Raw genomic sequence first — 18,855 nt, 5'->3', positions numbered from 1 at the left:
CAATCAGCTGTTAGATTATTTAAAGGTATATAAGGCAAATTAATATGCTAAGCTAGTGACTTTAAAGCCAGCCTTTCTAGTATGTTTTTCTGAATGGCTGCAATAACATACAGAGGATAACGCTAATGGTTCTCGGCAAGCCACAAACAGACCCTACTCTTGAATGGTTTTTGTCACACTGCCATATTCATAAATATCCATCCAAGAGCACTCTTATCCATCAGGGTGAGAAAGCAGAAACCCTTTACTATATCGTTAAAGGTTCGGTGGCTGTTTTAATTAAAGATGAAGAAGGCAAAGAAATGATCCTCTCTTACCTGAATCAGGGGGATTTCATTGGTGAGCTTGGGTTATTTGAAGAAGGGCAAGAACGTACTGCGTGGGTTAGAGCCAAAATAGCCTGCGAAGTTGCTGAAATTTCTTACAAAAAATTCCGTCAATTAATTCAGGTAAACCCTGATATTTTAATGCGCCTTTCTGCGCAAATGGCTAGTCGCTTACAAACAACATCTGAGAAAGTCGGTAACCTCGCATTCTTAGACGTTACAGGCCGTATTGCTCAAACGCTATTAAACTTAGCTAAACAACCTGATGCAATGACACACCCAGACGGTATGCAAATCAAAATTACTCGTCAGGAAATAGGCCAAATCGTGGGTTGTTCCCGTGAAACAGTCGGCCGTATTCTAAAAATGTTAGAAGACCAAAACCTGATCTCCGCACACGGTAAAACAATCGTTGTTTATGGTACTCGCTAATTAACCTTTCAGCCTGGCCACCTTTGGCTGGGCTATTATTTATCATATTAAATTGTAGTAAAATCGCTTCGTTATATTCCCCCCACCGATTACCCCTATAGAATAATAATTATTATCTTACCAATTAGGAAAATATTTATGACTATTACATTAGGCTATTTATCGGGTAATCCGACGATTTTCAAAAAAATTATTAACTCGGATGATTTTATCAAAAAAATTTTTACGGTTACCTCTTCACTGAAAAAAAGTCCACTTGATACGAATAACCAGCTAAAACCAACTCGTACCTGTAGCACTGAGAGTATTGATTCCGCCTATGAGAGCGACTTAGAAGAAACCAATAATATTAAGTGTTTAAGCACTGATGAATTTTACGAAAAAGTCAATCAATTGAAAATTAAGCTATACGGAAAATATTCATCTACTTTTCTTTCTGAGCAAAGTACAGACTCATTAATAAAAGAAAATAGAGTTATTCTTGACCAATACAAAGAACTCCCCAAAAAAAATGCTGAATATGCTGATTTTTTATATCGTGATATTAGAATCCCTGACATTAACAATAAAAGTCTACAAGAAAAAAAAGAGATTATAAAAAAATTTGTATTACCTAAACCTCTAACTAATAAAAATGGTTCAATGCTTCCTTTAAAAAAACAAATCATTCAAGAGTCTATTCGTCATATCACACTACCTTCCGTGGGTATAAAATATAAAACAGAAAGCAAATTTAATAAGAAATTAGTTTATATACATTACAAAATTTGTGAAGAAAATCGGCCTAATCAAAGAATCACCTCTTTGCCAAAAACCACTTTTGAGTTCAAGGGAAATATACCGCAAACAAAGTCATCATTACTAAGAGCACAACGAATAAAAGAACATTATAATTTATCGAGTAAAATTACCACACAGAAAACCAGCCTTAGCAAAGATAACTTAGTAAAAAATAAAATTTTAGTTAATAGTTCTGATTTATTAAAAATAATAGAAAAAGAATACCAATTGACCCAAGAAATGAATAACCATATAAAAATAATCGCTGAAATAGACGCCCAAATGAAGACTAACTCTCAATTACTAGCACTTTACAAGTCACCAATAATAAAATAAGTAAAATCGACTTATTATTCAATTAATTAAAATATTTGCATTGGCTAGAAAAAATCCAAACACAAATATCACACACATGTAAATAAATAATCATAAACATCGATTTATTATATTAATTAACCTAAAAACAACCCAAAATAGCATTAATTGATAATTAAGGATCTCTCATGCACATAGACACCATCAATAGAAATGCAAGCAACCCCATCTTTAAAAAAAACATAGCATTAGAAATAGCGGAAAATTATTTCCCAATAATTAATAAAATACGTAATACTAGATTGAATAATTTCATTCATTTATTTAGTTTTAACAAAAAAAACAAAGTAAATATGGATTCAAAGTTTTACTTAGAGTTAAAAAAAATAGAAACCAAAAAAAATGAGAATAACTCACGATTAAAAGTCGAATTAAATCAAAATAAAATAATATCATTAGAAAATGAACTACTTAAAAAGTCGTTTGAAATATCCCCAACAGTAAAAAACACTAAAGATGAAATTAATAGAAAAATAAGTAACGCATTAAAAATAGACAAGCCCTATGTAGAAGAATTAGTCAACAATAAAATAATTAAAGAACAGAATGACCTAATAGACTATTACACATACCATATTAAAAATATAGAATTAATTGAAACTAAAGAACAATTAAAAAATGATATATACAAATTAAAATCAGAGATAAAAAACGAGTCAAAAATAAGAGGGATTGCTTATCTTGAAAAAAAACATGCAATATTAGAGTCATCATATAAAGAGATAGAAAATACATTTGAGGTGGAAGACCAAAATGAAAATTTAAAATCATTAATTAATTTACAATCTATCATTAAAAATTTATTAATTAAAGAATTAGATGATGTTAAAAGCAAAATTCATAATATAACATTAGATAATTACAGCGAAAAAAATTTAATGGCCTATGATGAAGATGGCACACCTATTTATCATGATGAGAACCATTCATTTGATTTTGATGACGAATTAACTTTTTTAGCGAAGCCTGAAACCAATGAAATGGAAGATTCGTCATTAGTTAAAGCACTAAGACTCGAAAATAGAGAATTAAAAAACTCGCTAGAGGAGTTAAGTGATAACTACTTCACTCTGCTTGATAAATTCCATCATAGATCACACGAATACATTCTAAATACAATAACTCTTACTGACGTACCTCTAGATGATTTATCTACACATGAAGAAACTATCGTCAAGCAGCCAAGTGAAATTAAACAAAAAACAATAGATAGTAAAGAGAACGTCACGGCAAAAAATACACAGAACAATCGTAGTTTAATGCAGAAAAAAATAGTTGTGAATTATTCACATTCCCATAACAGTCAATGTCTGGCTGCTGGCATCAGCATATCCAGCACACCAGAACAATTGCAACAAAAACAAATAGAATTAAAAGCGAAAAATACAATAAAAATATCTGGCAGAAATAGAACGTAATATTAACGATACAAGTTGCAGAGACAGAAATGCCTCTGCAACTTTTCAATAAACCACTAATTCAATAACTTACCAATCGCCGTTTCTAATTTCGCCATCCCACTATTAATGTCTTCCTCAGAAATAATCAGTGAAGGCGTAAAACGTAAAACATTCGTGCCAGCATTAAGCATCATCAGGCCTTCTACTGCACTAGCTTGCAGGATATCTTTCGAACGGTTCAATAGTTTGCCGTCTAATTCAGCGCCAATTAATAACCCCATTCCTCTGATCTCAGAAAAAATGTGATATTTATCATTCAGTTTATTTAAATGAGCGACAAATAATTCACGACGCTTTTCGACACCATTTAATACTTCCTCAGTATTAATAATATCAAACGCCGCATTACCTACTGCGCACGCTAAGGAATTGCCACCATAGGTGGTTCCGTGCGAACCCACTTCCATGGTTTTTGCCACTTCTTCAGTGGTGATCATTGCACTAATAGGGAAACCGCCACCCAATGCTTTTGCCGTGGTTAAAATATCAGGCACAATATTGTAATGCATATAAGAAAATAATTTACCTGTACGGCCCATACCGCTTTGTACTTCATCAAAAATCAACAAGGCATTATTTTCATCACACAGCTTACGAACTCCTTGCAGAAATTTCGCTGTTGCTGCGGTGACGCCACCTTCACCTTGTACTGGCTCAAGAACAACTGCGCAGGTATTTTCATCAATGACCGCTTTGACAGCATCAAGGTCATTAAATGGCACATGAATAATATCCGCAGGTTTTGGCCCAAAACCATCCGCATATTTTGCTTGCCCACCGACCGAAACAGTAAATAATGTGCGTCCGTGGAAAGCTTGTTTGAAAGCGATAATCTTAGTTTTATAGGGGCTGTATTTAGTAATAGCGTAGCGGCGTGCTAATTTAAACGCAGCTTCGTTAGCTTCTGAGCCGGAATTCACAAAAAATGCGCGGTCAGCAAATGTCGCATTCGTGAGCTTTTGTGCTAACTTTAGCGCCTGCTCGTTAGTGAAAATATTACTGACATGCCATAGCTTTTCGCTTTGTTCACGCACCGCAGCCACCAAACTAGGGTGGCAATGCCCCAAAGCAAGAACAGCGATCCCACCAGCAAAATCAATATATTCTTTACCTTGCTGATCCCAAACGCGGCTACCTTCGCCTTTAACTGGAATAAATTCCGCTGGCGAAAAAATAGGTAACATAACTTGATCAAAAGTTTGCCGATTTACTACTGGTTGCTCAGACATACCCCTCACCTGCTCTTATTTAATGCAATTATGAAAATATAAGCATTAAATATGAATAAAAAATCAAAAAAGAGCAATAGCAAAGGGCATAATATGCATAATTAATTTTTTCTGAATACGATTGCTAAATTAATATTTTAGAAAATTGTTTAGTAATTCATGGCCTTGTTCACTCAGAATACTTTCAGGATGGAACTGAACACCTTCTATAGGCAAGGTTTTGTGCCGTATTCCCATGATTTCATCAACATCGCCATTATTCAGTGACCATGCGGATACATCAAAAGAAACAGGGAGTGTCTCTGCTGCAATCACTAACGAGTGATAGCGTGTCACTGTTAAGGGGCGATTTAAGCCTTTGAATACACCTTGATGATTATGGTGGATAGCAGAGGTTTTACCGTGCATAACTTCTCGTGCTTTGACGACTGATGCACCAAATGCTTGCCCAATCGCTTGATGTCCTAAGCAAATGCCTAAAATGGGCAGTTTACCTGCAAAATATTTTATCGCCTCAAGGGAGATGCCAGCCTCATCCGGTGTACATGGCCCAGGTGAAATCACAAGATGTGTAGGCGAAAGCTGTTCAATTTCTTCGATGGTAATTTCATCATTACGTTTTACTACAACTTCAGCCCCTAACTCACAAAAGTATTGGTATAAGTTGTAAGTAAATGAATCGTAATTATCAATAAGTAGAAGCATATTAGCCTATCCGACTGATTTTTATCATTATATATTATTTTCTTATGCATATTTTTATCGTGTTGGCAATCAGAACGATGATTAAAACACCATAAAAATAATAAGGGCGGCTATCATAGCACAGCCAAAGCGGGAAAATAGCCTATTTAAGTCAATGATTGTTTTTTCTCAGAGAAAATTTCCATATAAAAATCATGGGATTATATTTACATCCCTATAACAAAGCTGTATTTTGGTTAAGAATTACTTTAAATACAATGAAATAAAAGGCTGTTAAAAAGTAGCAAGCGCTGACACATTTTAACTAACATAGTTAATGAAGAAAAACTCAAAGAGGAAGGAAAAGCGTTTTTTAAGAAAAGTGGGCACGTTAAAACAACCTACCCACAGTATTCGACACGGCAGCTTTTAATGACTATCGTTTTTAATCACTACGGTTTTTTAATCACTTCAGCAGAAATAATTGTAACCGGTTCAACTGGGACATTTTGATATGGCCCTACGTTTTCCGTTTTTACTTTAGAGATTTTATCTGCAACATCCATCCCTTTTACCACTTTACCAAACACAGCATAACCAAAGTCACGTTGGCCGTGGTCTAAGAAAGCATTATCAGCTACATTAATAAAGAATTGGCTCGTTGCGCTGTCTTTATTTGCAGTACGCGCCATAGAAATAGTACCGCGTAAATTACGTAAACCGTTATCCGCTTCATTTTTGATTGGAGTGCGGGTTTGTTTTTGCTGTAAATCTTTATTAAAGCCACCACCTTGAATCATAAAACCTGGGATTACACGGTGGAAAGTGGTTCCATTGTAATAACCTTCATTAACATACTGAACGAAATTTTCTGTCGTAACAGGGGCTTTTTTACTATTCAGTTCTAATTCGATATCACCCGCCGACGTGACTAATTTAACATAAGTCTCACCCGCAGATAATGCAAGAGAAGATGCGCTCATTGCGCAGATGGCCAAAAGTGGCACAAAAATTCGTTTTAACATGTAAGGTCCCTTTCGTTATAGCTCATTACAACTGCAATCAAGCAATTCTAGAGTGAAGCCAACAAGAATGCTGAAGATTTACCTATATTTACGCCAAAAAATAAAAACACACCAAATGCGCTAAATTCTAGACCAATTTTAGTGAAAAACGTCATTAATAATGGTTATTTTTCTATTATTACAATTTCGCAGACTACAACACACAAAAAATAATACCTGACACCAAGGGAAAAGCGGTTAAGAGGATATTTCGAGTTGTCGGGAAGCGCTAAGCAAAGCTATAATCCTCGAGCCTTTTGAGGCTAACTCAGGGAGAAAGACAAATGGCAATTAAAAATCATAACTACCAGATGGCAAAATTTGTCATCAGTGCACCCGATATCCGTCATCTACCTAAAGATACCGGAATTGAGGTGGCTTTTGCTGGCCGTTCTAATGCGGGGAAATCCAGTGCGTTAAACGCATTAACACAGCAAAAAAGCTTAGCACGTACCAGTAAAACACCAGGAAGAACTCAGCTAATCAACCTATTTGAAGTTGAGGAAGGCGTTCGCCTTGTTGACCTTCCAGGCTATGGTTATGCCGAAGTTCCTGAAGAAATGAAACGTAAATGGCAACAAGCACTCGGGGAATATCTCCAAAAAAGAGAATGCATTAAGGGGCTGGTTGTCTTAATGGATATCCGTCATCCATTAAAAGACCTCGATATGCAAATGATTGAATGGTCTGTTGCGATGAATGTACCCGTTTTAGTTTTACTCACAAAAGCAGACAAACTGGCCTCTGGAGCAAGAAAAAAACAACTGATGGAAGTTCGCCAAGCATTGGCTCCACTTGAAGGGGATATTGAAGTCGAATACTTTTCAGCACTGAAAAAGATTGGTATCGATAAACTCCGCATTAAGCTAGATAGTTGGTATAACACACCGGCTTGATTTCTTTAGTAGTGAGCCAGAAATGGTTCATTACACCCTCATACCTTCTAATTCACTGAATTTTAGATAAAAAAATGCTCCAATCAAATACTTGACTGGAGCAGCTAATATTCAGCTAAATCCGATTACGTGAAGTAAAAGGTCTGAAAGATAGAACATCTTACCTCTGTACCCTACGCCTATTAATGTACTTTATTTTTCGCTCGAAAAAAAGCCTTTTTGTAATTTTTTTTCAAAGCTTTCTACGATTCAGCACAGAAATATGAATAAAATAAGCTAAAAAACGGATTTTAATTACATATTTATGAGATGTATGTCGCATAAAAATGTTAACCATTTTCTTGACTGTCATCACAAAAATAATTGATTTATTGCAGAGTTATATTGAATTTCTAGTTAATAATTTCAAATGCATAATTATCTGTTATACCTTCGCTTAAACGTAAAAAACCCCCAGTAATTGGTTATCCAACTCTTGGGGGTCTCTTCATAATGGAGGTTCTATATATTCAATATGATTAAAAATTAGTGGGCTTCATCCCAGTTGTCACCAATTCCCACATCCACTTTTAATGGCACATCCAGTTTCATGCTTTGTTCCATTAATGACTGGACCTGAGCTTGAACACGCACTAATTCAGACTCTTTGACCTCAAAGACCAGCTCATCGTGAACTTGCATTAGCATATCTGCATGCGGTTTTTCAGTTTGCAACCAATTATCAACGGCAATCATGGCTTTTTTAATGATGTCCGCTGCGGTTCCTTGCATTGGGGCGTTGATCGCTTCGCGTTCTGCCGCTTTACGGCGCATTCCATTACTCGACTTAATATCCGCTAAATATAAGCGACGGCCTTCAAGTGTTTCAACATAACCTTGTTCAGAAGCTTGTAAGCGTGTGTTTTCCATATAACGTAATACACCAGGGTAGCGTTCAAAGTAGAGATCCATATAGCGTTGAGCTTCACCACGAGGGATCCCTAATTGACGCGCTAAACCAAATGCACTCATGCCATAGATAAGCCCGAAGTTAATCGCCTTGGCACTACGACGCTGGTCACTGGTGACTTGTTCCAGTGGTACACCAAAGACTTCAGCGGCTGTCGCTTTATGGATGTCTTTCCCTTCCGCAAACGCAGTTAATAGGCCTTTATCTTGGGATAAATGCGCCATAATACGTAATTCAATTTGTGAATAGTCCGCTGCCATCACTTTGTAGCCTTCACGCGCGATAAAGGCTTGGCGGATCCGGCGACCTTCTTCAGTTCTAACTGGAATATTTTGTAGGTTAGGATCCCGAGAAGATAAACGCCCCGTTGCTGTGACTGCTTGGTGGTAAGAAGTATGAACACGCTGAGTACGCGGGTTAATCATGAGTGGCAGTTTATCCGTATACGTGGATTTTAATTTGGCTAAACTACGGTGCTCAAGCAACAATTTTGGCAATGCATGGTTTAGCGCTAATTCTTCAAGCACTTCCTCATTCGTCGATGCTGCCCCACTTGGTGTTTTCTTTATCACCGGCAATTGCAATTTTTCGAATAAGATAGTTTGCAATTGTTTTGGCGAAGCGAGGTTAAACTCTTCCCCTGCAAGCTCGAAAGCCTCTTTTTCCAGCTCAGCTAAACGAGCGGTAATCACCTTTGACTGCGCTGCAAGTACGTTTGCGTCAATTAAAACACCTTTGCGTTCCATGCGGACTAACACAGGCACAAGTGGCATTTCAATATTTTGGAAAATGTGATTAAGCTTAGGTTCAGCCTCTAATTGTGGATATAACGCTTGATGCAGTAATAGCGTGACATCTGCATCTTCCGCCGCATAATTAGCGGCTTCTTCTAAAGCAATTTGGTTAAATGTCAGCTGCTTTTTACCTTTACCTGCGATTTCTTCAAAGCTCACGGTTTTATGGTTCAAATGGCGATCGGCCAAGCTGTCCATATCATGGCGTCCCATCCCCGCAACACTGTTTAACACATACGATTCCAGCATGGTGTCATAACCGATACCTTTTAATTCGATGTCATAATTTTCAAGAACTTCTGCATCATACTTCAAGTTTTGGCCAATTTTGAGGATGTTTTCACTCTCAAGGATAGGCTTCATAAGTTCCAAAACCTCTTCCAGAGGAAGCTGTACTGGCGCATCAAGGTAATCGTGACCTAATGGTAAATAAGCGGCATGCCCCGGCTCAATTGCAAATGACATCCCCACTAAACGAGCTTCTTGGGTATCTAAACTATCGGTTTCAGTATCAAAAGCAAATAATGATGCTTTGCTTAATTTTTCAACCCAGCGCTCTAAATCGGCTTTTTCTAGAATCGTTTGGTAATTTTCGGCACACAATGTTGGCACAGTTAGGTTTGATGGCTTCACAGGTGACGCTGCTGGTGTTGGGCTAGGTTTCGCACTTGAGCCTTTACCCTCCATCCAAGTCCCATTTTCAACATCGGCTAGCCAACGTTTAAATTCATAACGGCTGAATAATTGATGCAGTTTATCCACATCTGGCTGAGCAACTTGTAGCTCTTCACATGTTTTTTCCAGCTCAACATCCGTTTTAATCGTCGCTAATTGGTATGATAAAAAAGCAACATCGCGATTTTCCGCCATTTTAGGGGCTAACGTTTTAGAACCTCTAAAACCTAATGGGGCAATAGCTTCAAGGTCATTATAAATTGCTTCTAAACTACCAATGCCTTGCAGTAAAGCGAGTGCTGTTTTTTCACCAACGCCAGGCACCCCAGGAATATTATCTGACGAATCCCCCATTAATGCTAAAAAATCAATGATGAGTTCAGGGGGAACACCGTATTTTTCTTTGACTTCATCAGGCCCTAGAATAGTGTTATTCATGGTATTGATAAGCGTAATGTTAGGCTCAACTAATTGCGCCATATCTTTATCGCCCGTACTAATTAACACTGGCATACCTTTTCGGCTTGCTTCACAGGCTAATGTCCCGATGACGTCATCGGCTTCCACTCCTGAAACCACCAGTAAAGGCAAGCCCATCGCTTCCACCATTTCATGTAATGGGGCGATTTGAGCGCGTAAATCATCAGGCATGGGTGGGCGATGTGACTTATAGCTTTCAAACAATTCATCACGAAATGTTTTTCCCTTCGCATCAAAGACAACCGCTACATGGCTAGGTTTATACTGCATAATTAAACTACGTAGCATATTAAGCACGCCATACATTGCCCCTGTAGGCTCACCAGCACTATTGGTCAGTGGAGGGAATGCATGGTAAGCACGGTATAGGTAAGAGGAACCATCAACCAAAATAAGAGGGTTTTCTGCAATCTGAGCCATAATCTGTCATCATCTTTTTAGTCAGGAACGAATACCAATAGGATGCCATAATGTGGCCTCAGATACATCCCAAGTTTTATATTCCGCTTAGTTAGATAATTAAAAACACACCAAATCATCCACTATTATAAGTACACCATTAATTACAGTTAATTAAAATTAATCACGCCGATTAACTAAGTATCTGACTAACATCCTGTGGATAAGCTTGTGTGTAAATTTGTGTTACTCAGTAAATTCAACAAGTAATATGGCTGTTAACAATATAAACAGAAAAGTAAAATCAAAGGGTTAGCTCATAATTGAATGGGTTTAATACAGGTGAGAGAAAGTCTTTGAATTGTGGATATTAATAGAAAAAGAGACGATGGCGAGTATACCACCGTCTATTTGCGATTATTTTTTATTTACTAAGAAGTTCACAACATTAGAGAACTCTTTGCCGTAGTCAGCTGCGTTATCAACTGAGATACCGTTATTACGAACTTGGTATTTACCATCAACAAATAATGCAGGAACACCGCGCAGTTTTAAGTCTTGCGCTGCATTTTGCTGTTTCGCAACGATAGATTTCACAACGAAGCTGTTTAAAGCTGCATCATACTCTTCACCAGAAATACCTGCTTTGATAAAGGCATTACGGATATCTGCTTTACTGTTGATAGTTTGCGTTTTTTGGATACCTTCAAACAGGATAGGTGTGACTTTGTCTTCTGCTTTCAAGACAATCGCAACGGCCCAAGCTTGAGTTAAATCGGCACCTAAAGGACCAAGAAAATCAACGTGATAACGTTCCATTTTCACGCCTTCTGGTAAGTTTTTCTCTACCGTTTGAGGCACTTTATACACGCTCTCAAATTGATAGCAGTGTGGGCAATAAAATGAGAAGAACTCCAGAACTTGAGGTAAATTTGGTACAGCTTTAACATCAGTATACTCTTTACCTTCCGTGTAGTTTGCCGCTGCAGCACTAAAAGACATAGCAATACCAAGCAAAGCCAACATAATTTTTTTCATAGACTACATTCTCCAAAAACAAAAACTTAAAAGTTAAAACTGAGGGGTTAACTGCAAAGGGGCGTCTTGCAACCGTTCAATCTGTTGATTAAATTCGAGCGATTGTTTTTGCCAAAAATCATCAGCTTGTAGCCATGAAAATGCTCGAGGAAACGCAGGGTCTTGCCAGCGACGGATAATCCACCCGAGGTAATGTACCATACGCATTGCTCTAAGAGGTTCAATCAGCTTCAGCTGTTTTACATCAAAATCACAAAACTCATTATATGTTTCTAATAACGTATCCAATTGAATGACTTGTTCTTGGCGAGAGCCATTAAGTAGCATCCAAAGGTCTTGGATTGCAGGCCCATTTCGGGCGTCATCAAAATCCACCAGCCAAGCTTCATCGCGCCACAGAATATTGCCTGGGTGGCAATCACCTTGTAGGCGAATTGATGAAATTGAGTCAGTCCAGTGTAATTTTACTTGTGCAATCAATGCATCTAAAGACTCTATAAATTGAGATTTATAGCGTTCTGCAATCAAAGGGCTTGAAGCTATCACTTGGCGAGGCAGTGCCAAATACTCATCAAGACCCATTGTCGGACGAAATGCAAAGTTTTTACGCTGGCCAATTTGGTGTACACGTCCTAACAAATGGCCTACACTTTCTAATTGAAACAAGTTATCTGTTTCATATTGTCTGCCACCGATACTCGGAAAAATTGCAAATATAAACCCACCAAACTCCAATACCGTTTGCCCAGCAAACTCAAGAGGCGCTGCGACAGACAGCCCTTCATCTCGAAGCTCTAAAGTGAAATCGTGCTCTTCTTGAATTTGTGAACGGTTCCAACGCTCAGGGCGATAAAATTTAACCACATAGCGTTGCCGATTTTCGTCTTGGAATTGATAAACCCGATTTTCGTAGCTATTTAATTCAAGCAGACCTGATTCGGGGTAAACCCCGACTTCCATTAAGGCGTCTAAAATTAAGTCAGGGGAGATTCCACTAAAATGGAAATTCGAATGTTCTATTTCGTCCATCGCGTTTTAGTCTTTAATAATGCCACGGGCACGCAAAATAGCGGTTTTAAAGTCATCTTCATAATCTTTTTTTAAACCCGGGATCGCTTCATTGCTATCCGAACCACGCATTTTTAAATGATAAATTAGCACATCATCTGTTAACTCAGATAAACTGCCTTTAAAACCTGCTTCATCAGCCAGTTTTTGCAATAATTCTACCAAGTTTAAATCTGAATTATCTTTCCAGACAGGATGCAGAAGCTCAATAACTTCATTTAAGCGATGGCATTTCATGTTTATTCCTTTATCACGAATATTCGATACAAGTTACCAATAATCATACAAGAGAAAAAGCGAACTGTTGTCAATCTACGTAAAGTTTAACTGCAATACGCACGAATATTCATTGATTTTATAGCAAAATAGAATAAATTTTAGTAATTACTATACTCGAAAGTGTTTTCTAGGAATGTTGAAACATTTTCTTGAAGATATTCAAGGATATTGAACATGTCATTTCGTCAGTTAATAACTGGTGTGATACTTGCTGGTGGCCGAGGCTCTCGAATGGGTGGTCAAGATAAGGGATTGGTACTTTTATCGGGAAAGCCGCTCTATCAACATATTTTAGCACGCTTACAACCCCAAGTTGGCGAAGTACTCATCAATGCAAATCGTAATCAACCGCGTTACAGTGAAAGCCAGTTGACGGTTATCTCTGATTTAAATAACCATTTTTCTGGCCCATTAGCAGGAATGCAAGCGGCTTTACACCATGCCAAAACAGATTGGTTACTGTTTGTGCCTTGCGATGTTCCTACTTTCCCTCTCAATTTAGCGGAAAAAATGTTCAATGAGAAAGAAAAACATTTAGCCTGCTACGCTTGTGATACAGAACGAGAGCACCCTACGTTTGCTTTATTGCATCGTTCACTAAAAACTCAACTTGATGATTACCTTACAAGAGGTGACCGTAAATTAATGCTTTTCATGCATGAAATTAATGCAAAAAGTGTTACTTTCTCACCCGAACCGGGTTCATTTGCGAATCTTAATACACCGGAAGATAACCGTAACTGGGAGTTACAACAAAAAGAATTATGAAGAAAAATACGCTACCTCTACTTGGAATTACCGCTTACAGCGGCACAGGAAAAACGACGCTATTAAAAAAAGTTATCCCTCTGCTCAAGCAGCGTAACGTTCGTGTTGGTTTAATTAAGCACACTCACCATGACATGGAAGTGGATAAGCCGGGCAAAGACAGTTTTGAATTACGTAAAGCAGGCGCAAACCAAACGCTTGTTGCCAGTGAAAAGCGCTGGGCGCTGATGACCGAAACCCCCGACGCTAATGAAATGGATCTACACTATTTAGCTGGTCGTTTCGATCACACAACATTAGATCTGATCCTCGTTGAAGGATTCAAACATGAGCCGATCGATAAAATCGCCTTGTTTCGCTCTGAAGTGGGCAAACCTCTCAACGGTTTGATAGATAACTATGTGGTGGCTGTTGCCAGTAATGAAATCATTGATACTCACGTGCCGCAGTTAGATATCAATAACCCAGAGCAAATCGCAGATTACATTGTGTCTTGGTGGCAAAAAAGTGTCTTGGTGGCAAAAAACAATTAAATAAGCACGATACCGTCATTAGCCATGCAAAAAAGAGATTGGCTGAATTGAGCGTGTGAGTTCACATTTTCATACTTTGCTGTTTGAATAACCCAAAAAGTTTAATTACAGTATTTGAAAATTAAGTTACTGGATTGTTACTGTGCTTATCACACAGGCAAAACCTGATTAGTCAATGAATTATCATTGTGCTATCAGGTTTTTTTCGTTTTAGGGGAAACAAAATGCAGATCGCAAAAATTTTAAACAACAATGTGGTCGTTGCCCTAAATGAACAACAGCAAGAAATTGTCGTTATGGGGCGTGGGCTCGCCTTTCAAATGAAAGTTAATGACTTTGTCGATTCTAAAAAAATAGAAAAAGTCTTTGAGTTACGTAGCCATGAATTAACAAGCCGATTAAGTGAACTGTTAAGCCGAATACCAATTTCTATTATGAAAGTCTGTGACAAAATAATTGAAAATGCGAAAAGTAAACTTGGCAACCTACATGAAAGCTTATATATCGTTTTAACTGATCACTGTAATTATGCAATTGAAAGACAGCAAAAAGGCCTAGCTATCACTAATACCATGTTATGGGAAATTCAACGACTTTACCCAAAAGAGTACCAGTTGGGGCTAGAGTCATTGGCATTGATTAAACAAGATTTAGAGATTGAGTTACCCATCGATGAAGCTGGTTTTATCGCGTTACATTTCGTCAATGCTCAGTTGACGGGTGAGATGCCAATTGTCATGGAAACGATGGCGATAATGAATGAAATCATGAACATCGTAAAATATCATCTACAAATTGAATATCATGAGGACACACTAAGTTATCAGCGGTTTGTAACTCATTTAAAGTTTTTTACCCATCGTATGATGAGTGATGAGCCAGTTCCTAATGACGATATTGCGATGCATCTTGTCATCAAAGAAAATTATTCAATTTCTTGGAAATGTGCTGAAAAGGTCAGTGCTTATTTATCCAAGAAATACCAACGCGACTTAACAGATGAAGAACGCATGTATTTAACCATTCATATAGAGCGTATTAGGAAAGAAAAATCGTCACATAAGTGACGCAAAGTAAGCCGAAAAACTATTTATTGATACAAACTGATAAAAACCGATGGATTGCTACTGCCCGTTGGCAGGCAAAACCTGATTTTCACTACTAGCCTTATTCGTGCTGGTGGTGAGTCAGGTTTTTTTTTGCTTATTTATCAATAGTAACGTGGCTTCTATTGTTCAGGTAATAAAGGAAATCAATATGAAATATCAAGCTTTGGCGAAGCAAATTATTGAAAACGTTGGAGGAAAAGATAACGTTGTCGATTTAATACATTGCGCGACACGCCTACGCTTTAAACTGAAAGAAAGTAAAAAAGCCAATGCAGAGCAATTAAAACAAAGTCCAGAGGTTATTACCGTAGTTGAAAGCGGCGGTCAATTTCAAGTCGTCATCGGTAACCACGTTAACGAGGTTTTTAACGCAGTTAATCAGTTAATTGATACAACTTCAAACTCAATAAATCAGCCCCAAAAAGCGGAAAAAAAAGTGGTAAAACAAGATAAAGAAAGCCTACTAGGCTACTTTATTGATATTGTCTCCAGCATCTTTACGCCTATTTTAGGCATCATGGCTGCTTCAGGTATTTTAAAAGGGTTACTTTCATTAGCAGACGCATTAGGTTGGCTATCCACAAGCAGTGGCACTTATCAAATCTGGTTTGCAGCAAGTGACTCTTTATTCTATTTTTTCCCACTGGTACTCGGTTACACCGCAGGGAAAAAATTTGGTGGAAGCCCATTTGTTACCATGACGATTGGTGGTGCACTTATTCACCCAATGATGATTACCGCTTTTCAGCAAAGTCTCGTTGCGGGTTCTACACCTGAATATTTTTTGGGGATCCCAGTCACCTTTATTAACTATGCAGCATCTGTCATTCCGATTATTTTTGCCTCTTGGTTAAGCTGCCTGCTTGAAAAGCGACTAAACCAAATCTTACCTTCTGCAATGAAGAATTTTATTACGCCTTTCTTGTGCTTACTCATTATTGTCCCTCTGACCTTTCTTGTTATTGGGCCTTTAGCAACTTGGATAAGCATGTTAATTGCGGAGAGTTTCCAAGCTATTTACAACTTTGCCCCAGTTATCGCAGGTGCTTTCATGGGTGCTGTTTGGCAAATATGCGTTATTTTCGGTTTACATTGGGGAATTGTCCCTATTGGTATTAATAACTTAAGTGCCCTAGGCCATGATGCGCTTTTCCCCCTATTACTTCCCGCTGTAGCAGGGCAAATTGGCGCCACTTTAGGTGTTCTATTAGCAACAAAAAATGCAAAAATGAAAATTATGGCTGGCTCTTCTGTTACCGCTGGCTTATTTGGTATTACTGAGCCTGCTGTCTACGGTGTGACTCTTCCTTTGCGCCGACCTTTTATTTTTGGCTGTATTGGTGGTGGTGTTGGTGGCGCGATTGTTGGCTATAGCCAAACTCTGACATTCTCATTTGGGTTAATTAATATTTTCACTTTTGCACAAATCATCCCGGAACATGGTGTTGATAATACTGTTTGGGGAGCCATTATTGGTACAACGCTCTCTTTCTTATTTGCCACTATCGCAACCCGTTTCTTTGGTATTAAAAGGGAAGCGATATCCCCTGAAATATCGGTTAAAACTGAGATTACGTCGACCCCCAATGACGTTCTTGCACCATTGGGCGGTGCAGCTATCCCATTAAAAGATACTCCAGATGAAACTTTTGCAAGTGGTTTACTTGGACAAGGTGCTGCCATTATTCCAAATACTGGGAAAGTCTATGCGCCATTCGATGGTGAAGTGAGCTCATTATTTAAAACTGGCCATGCATTAGGGTTATTAAGCCAAAGCGGTATTGAACTACTCATCCATGTGGGGATCGATACCGTGAAATTAGATGGGCTTCATTTTTCACCTCAAATTAAACAAGGTGATGCATTCAAAACAGGTGATTTATTACTGACATTTGACCGAGAAAAAATTCTCGAGGCAGGATATGACTTAACAACCCCTGTTATTGTAAGCAACAGTGATGATTATGCGTCGATCGAATTCGTCGAGCTCAATAAATCAATTCAAAGCTGTCAGAAATTTATCACCGTTAACCACAAATAAGGAGCTAAGCATGATTAAATTTCCAAATTCATTTTTATGGGGTGGCGCAATCGCAGCCAATCAAGCTGAAGGTGCTTATTTAACTGCGGGTAAAGGGCTCAGCACATCCGATGTTCAACCTCATGGCATATTTGGTTCATTAATTGAAAGAACACAAAATGAGAGTTTTATTAAAGATATTGCCATCGATTTTTATCACCAATATAAAACCGATATCGCACTTTTCGCTGAAATGGGTTTCACCTGCTTACGAACCTCGATTGCATGGAGCCGTATATTTCCACTTGGTGACGAATTAACGGCCAATGAAGAAGGCCTCGCTTTTTATGATAATTTATTTGATGAAATGGCAAAGCATAACATTCAACCTGTCATTACATTATCCCATTATGAAATGCCCTATCACCTAGTGACACAATATGGCGGTTGGGGAAATCGTAAAACGATTGAGTTTTTCGAACGTTATGCACGTACCGTCTTTGAACGTTATAAAAATAAGGTCAAACTATGGCTGACGTTCAATGAGATTAATATGTCACTACATGCACCAATGACTGGTGTGGGCCTACCTGAAAATAGTTCTCCTTCTGAGGTTTACCAAGCGATTCACCACCAACTTGTCGCCAGCGCTAGAGTCACTAAAGCCTGCCATAGCATTATCCCTGATGCTAAAATCGGTAACATGTTATTAGGAGGTCTCGTTTATCCATTAACTTGTAAGCCTGATGATGTATGGGAAGCCATGATAGAAAATCGCAAATGGCTATTTTTTGGTGATGTACAATGCAGAGGCCAATACCCAGGTTATATGCTACGCTATTTTAGAGATAACCAAGTTAATATTACAATAACAGAAGAAGATAAACGTGACTTACAAAATACAGTGGACTTTATCTCATTCAGTTATTATATGACAGGTTGTATTACCGCAGATAAAGATGAATATGAGAAAAAACGCGGAAATATCCTTAGTATGGTCCCAAATCCTTATTTAGAAAGCTCAGAATGGGGATGGCAAATAGATCCAAAAGGAATTAGAACGCTATTAAATTTATTATGGGATCGATATCAAAAACCATTATTTATTGTTGAAAATGGACTAGGCGCTATTGATGAAATAACGCCTGAGGGAGAAATTATTGATGATTATCGTATTCAATATATCAACGACCATTTAGTTCAAATCCATGAGGCTATTCAAGATGGTGTTAATATTATGGGTTATACCAGCTGGGGGCCTATAGATATTGTCAGTGCATCCAATGCAGAGATGTCAAAACGTTATGGATTTATCTATGTTGACCGTGATAACCAAGGTAACGGCTCTCTCGAAAGAAAACGTAAAAAAAGCTTCTATTGGTACCAAAGTATTATCAAGAGCCAAGGAGAGTTATTAAATCAATAGAATAAATATCTAAATATAATAAAACTATCTCGGGATAATTATTTATCTCGAGATTCCTTATATTAAAAATA

The 18,855-nt window shown here is 37.9% G+C and carries 16 protein-coding genes; 9 read left to right on the top strand and 7 right to left on the bottom strand.

Annotation, left to right across the window (positions count from 1 at the left end; translation table 11 throughout):
* The first annotated feature begins 125 nt into the window (after window positions 1-125).
* The 3 genes from crp to P3L44_RS01585 all read left to right on the top strand — a co-directional run bounded on the left by crp (window position 126) and on the right by P3L44_RS01585 (window position 3,331).
* The gene (crp, locus tag P3L44_RS01595; RefSeq protein WP_004262556.1) at window positions 126-758 is read left to right on the top strand and encodes a cAMP-activated global transcriptional regulator CRP; all 633 of its coding nucleotides are present in this window, start codon (window positions 126-128) and stop codon (window positions 756-758) included.
* 138 nt (window positions 759-896) lie between these two features.
* Entirely contained in the window at window positions 897-1,874 is a 978-nt protein-coding gene (locus P3L44_RS01590; protein WP_272661875.1) for a hypothetical protein, read from the top strand.
* A 167-nt stretch (window positions 1,875-2,041) separates the two neighbouring features.
* Entirely contained in the window at window positions 2,042-3,331 is a 1,290-nt protein-coding gene (locus P3L44_RS01585) for a hypothetical protein (protein ID WP_272661874.1), read from the top strand.
* Between the two features lie 56 nt (window positions 3,332-3,387).
* Here P3L44_RS01585 and P3L44_RS01580 read toward each other — a convergent pair whose 3' ends face one another.
* From P3L44_RS01580 to ppiA, 3 genes are all read right to left on the bottom strand, one after another.
* A complete protein-coding gene (locus tag P3L44_RS01580; RefSeq protein ID WP_272661872.1) occupies window positions 3,388-4,602 on the bottom strand; it encodes an aspartate aminotransferase family protein in 1,215 nt (404 codons plus the stop codon).
* Window positions 4,603-4,731: 129 nt separating this feature from the next.
* Window positions 4,732-5,307: an aminodeoxychorismate synthase component II gene (locus P3L44_RS01575; RefSeq protein WP_004265957.1), complete on the bottom strand. Its 576-nt coding sequence runs from the start codon at window positions 5,305-5,307 to the stop codon at window positions 4,732-4,734.
* Between the two features lie 431 nt (window positions 5,308-5,738).
* Window positions 5,739-6,311 carry a peptidylprolyl isomerase A gene (ppiA, locus tag P3L44_RS01570; RefSeq protein ID WP_272661871.1) on the bottom strand — a complete coding sequence of 191 codons (573 nt, stop codon included), beginning with the start codon at window positions 6,309-6,311 and terminating at the stop codon, window positions 5,739-5,741.
* 323 nt (window positions 6,312-6,634) lie between these two features.
* Between ppiA and yihA the strand changes: the two genes are divergently transcribed.
* Entirely contained in the window at window positions 6,635-7,246 is a 612-nt protein-coding gene (gene yihA, locus P3L44_RS01565) for a ribosome biogenesis GTP-binding protein YihA/YsxC (RefSeq protein WP_036958591.1), read from the top strand.
* 525 nt (window positions 7,247-7,771) lie between these two features.
* Here the strand turns inward: yihA and polA are convergent.
* The 4 genes from polA to P3L44_RS01545 all read right to left on the bottom strand — a co-directional run bounded on the left by polA (window position 7,772) and on the right by P3L44_RS01545 (window position 12,886).
* Window positions 7,772-10,564 carry a DNA polymerase I gene (gene polA, locus P3L44_RS01560; RefSeq protein WP_140172014.1) on the bottom strand — a complete coding sequence of 931 codons (2,793 nt, stop codon included), beginning with the start codon at window positions 10,562-10,564 and terminating at the stop codon, window positions 7,772-7,774.
* A gap of 396 nt (window positions 10,565-10,960) precedes the next feature.
* Complete coding sequence (gene dsbA / locus P3L44_RS01555; RefSeq protein ID WP_004262579.1) at window positions 10,961-11,581, bottom strand: thiol:disulfide interchange protein DsbA; 621 nt, start codon at window positions 11,579-11,581, stop codon at window positions 10,961-10,963.
* Between the two features lie 33 nt (window positions 11,582-11,614).
* Window positions 11,615-12,610 (bottom strand): serine/threonine protein kinase, encoded by a 996-nt coding sequence (locus tag P3L44_RS01550; RefSeq protein ID WP_140172013.1) that lies wholly within the window; start codon window positions 12,608-12,610, stop codon window positions 11,615-11,617.
* Between the two features lie 6 nt (window positions 12,611-12,616).
* On the bottom strand, window positions 12,617-12,886 hold the full coding sequence (locus P3L44_RS01545; RefSeq protein WP_004262581.1) for a YihD family protein: 270 nt from the start codon (window positions 12,884-12,886) through the stop codon (window positions 12,617-12,619).
* A gap of 216 nt (window positions 12,887-13,102) precedes the next feature.
* Between P3L44_RS01545 and mobA the strand changes: the two genes are divergently transcribed.
* The 5 genes from mobA to P3L44_RS01520 all read left to right on the top strand — a co-directional run bounded on the left by mobA (window position 13,103) and on the right by P3L44_RS01520 (window position 18,784).
* Window positions 13,103-13,696: a molybdenum cofactor guanylyltransferase MobA gene (mobA, locus tag P3L44_RS01540; protein WP_140172012.1), complete on the top strand. Its 594-nt coding sequence runs from the start codon at window positions 13,103-13,105 to the stop codon at window positions 13,694-13,696.
* Window positions 13,693-14,229: a molybdopterin-guanine dinucleotide biosynthesis protein MobB gene (mobB, locus tag P3L44_RS01535; RefSeq protein ID WP_140172011.1), complete on the top strand. Its 537-nt coding sequence runs from the start codon at window positions 13,693-13,695 to the stop codon at window positions 14,227-14,229. The genes mobA and mobB overlap by 4 nt, the downstream gene beginning before the upstream one ends.
* Window positions 14,230-14,453: 224 nt before the next feature.
* The gene (gene licT / locus P3L44_RS01530) at window positions 14,454-15,296 is read left to right on the top strand and encodes a BglG family transcription antiterminator LicT (RefSeq protein ID WP_140172010.1); all 843 of its coding nucleotides are present in this window, start codon (window positions 14,454-14,456) and stop codon (window positions 15,294-15,296) included.
* Window positions 15,297-15,486: 190 nt separating this feature from the next.
* The gene (gene bglF, locus P3L44_RS01525) at window positions 15,487-17,379 is read left to right on the top strand and encodes a PTS beta-glucoside transporter subunit IIABC (protein ID WP_272661870.1); all 1,893 of its coding nucleotides are present in this window, start codon (window positions 15,487-15,489) and stop codon (window positions 17,377-17,379) included.
* Between the two features lie 10 nt (window positions 17,380-17,389).
* A complete protein-coding gene (locus P3L44_RS01520) occupies window positions 17,390-18,784 on the top strand; it encodes a glycoside hydrolase family 1 protein (RefSeq protein WP_112307788.1) in 1,395 nt (464 codons plus the stop codon).
* Window positions 18,785-18,855: the final 71 nt, after the last annotated feature.

This window comes from Providencia sp. PROV175 (assembly GCF_032707045.1).
GTDB lineage: Bacteria > Pseudomonadota > Gammaproteobacteria > Enterobacterales > Enterobacteriaceae > Providencia > Providencia hangzhouensis.
Note: the sequence above shows the minus strand (reverse complement) of the source record. Positions and strands in the feature narration are given on the sequence as shown.

Coding starts and splice junctions, on each gene's coding strand:
- crp (WP_004262556.1), top strand. CDS start 126: ATGGTTCTCGGCAAGCCACAAACAGACCCTACTCTTGAATGGTTTTTG.
- P3L44_RS01590 (WP_272661875.1), top strand. CDS start 897: ATGACTATTACATTAGGCTATTTATCGGGTAATCCGACGATTTTCAAA.
- P3L44_RS01585 (WP_272661874.1), top strand. CDS start 2,042: ATGCACATAGACACCATCAATAGAAATGCAAGCAACCCCATCTTTAAA.
- P3L44_RS01580 (WP_272661872.1), bottom strand. CDS start 4,602: ATGTCTGAGCAACCAGTAGTAAATCGGCAAACTTTTGATCAAGTTATG.
- P3L44_RS01575 (WP_004265957.1), bottom strand. CDS start 5,307: ATGCTTCTACTTATTGATAATTACGATTCATTTACTTACAACTTATAC.
- ppiA (WP_272661871.1), bottom strand. CDS start 6,311: ATGTTAAAACGAATTTTTGTGCCACTTTTGGCCATCTGCGCAATGAGC.
- yihA (WP_036958591.1), top strand. CDS start 6,635: ATGGCAATTAAAAATCATAACTACCAGATGGCAAAATTTGTCATCAGT.
- polA (WP_140172014.1), bottom strand. CDS start 10,564: ATGGCTCAGATTGCAGAAAACCCTCTTATTTTGGTTGATGGTTCCTCT.
- dsbA (WP_004262579.1), bottom strand. CDS start 11,581: ATGAAAAAAATTATGTTGGCTTTGCTTGGTATTGCTATGTCTTTTAGT.
- P3L44_RS01550 (WP_140172013.1), bottom strand. CDS start 12,610: ATGGACGAAATAGAACATTCGAATTTCCATTTTAGTGGAATCTCCCCT.
- P3L44_RS01545 (WP_004262581.1), bottom strand. CDS start 12,886: ATGAAATGCCATCGCTTAAATGAAGTTATTGAGCTTCTGCATCCTGTC.
- mobA (WP_140172012.1), top strand. CDS start 13,103: ATGTCATTTCGTCAGTTAATAACTGGTGTGATACTTGCTGGTGGCCGA.
- mobB (WP_140172011.1), top strand. CDS start 13,693: ATGAAGAAAAATACGCTACCTCTACTTGGAATTACCGCTTACAGCGGC.
- licT (WP_140172010.1), top strand. CDS start 14,454: ATGCAGATCGCAAAAATTTTAAACAACAATGTGGTCGTTGCCCTAAAT.
- bglF (WP_272661870.1), top strand. CDS start 15,487: ATGAAATATCAAGCTTTGGCGAAGCAAATTATTGAAAACGTTGGAGGA.
- P3L44_RS01520 (WP_112307788.1), top strand. CDS start 17,390: ATGATTAAATTTCCAAATTCATTTTTATGGGGTGGCGCAATCGCAGCC.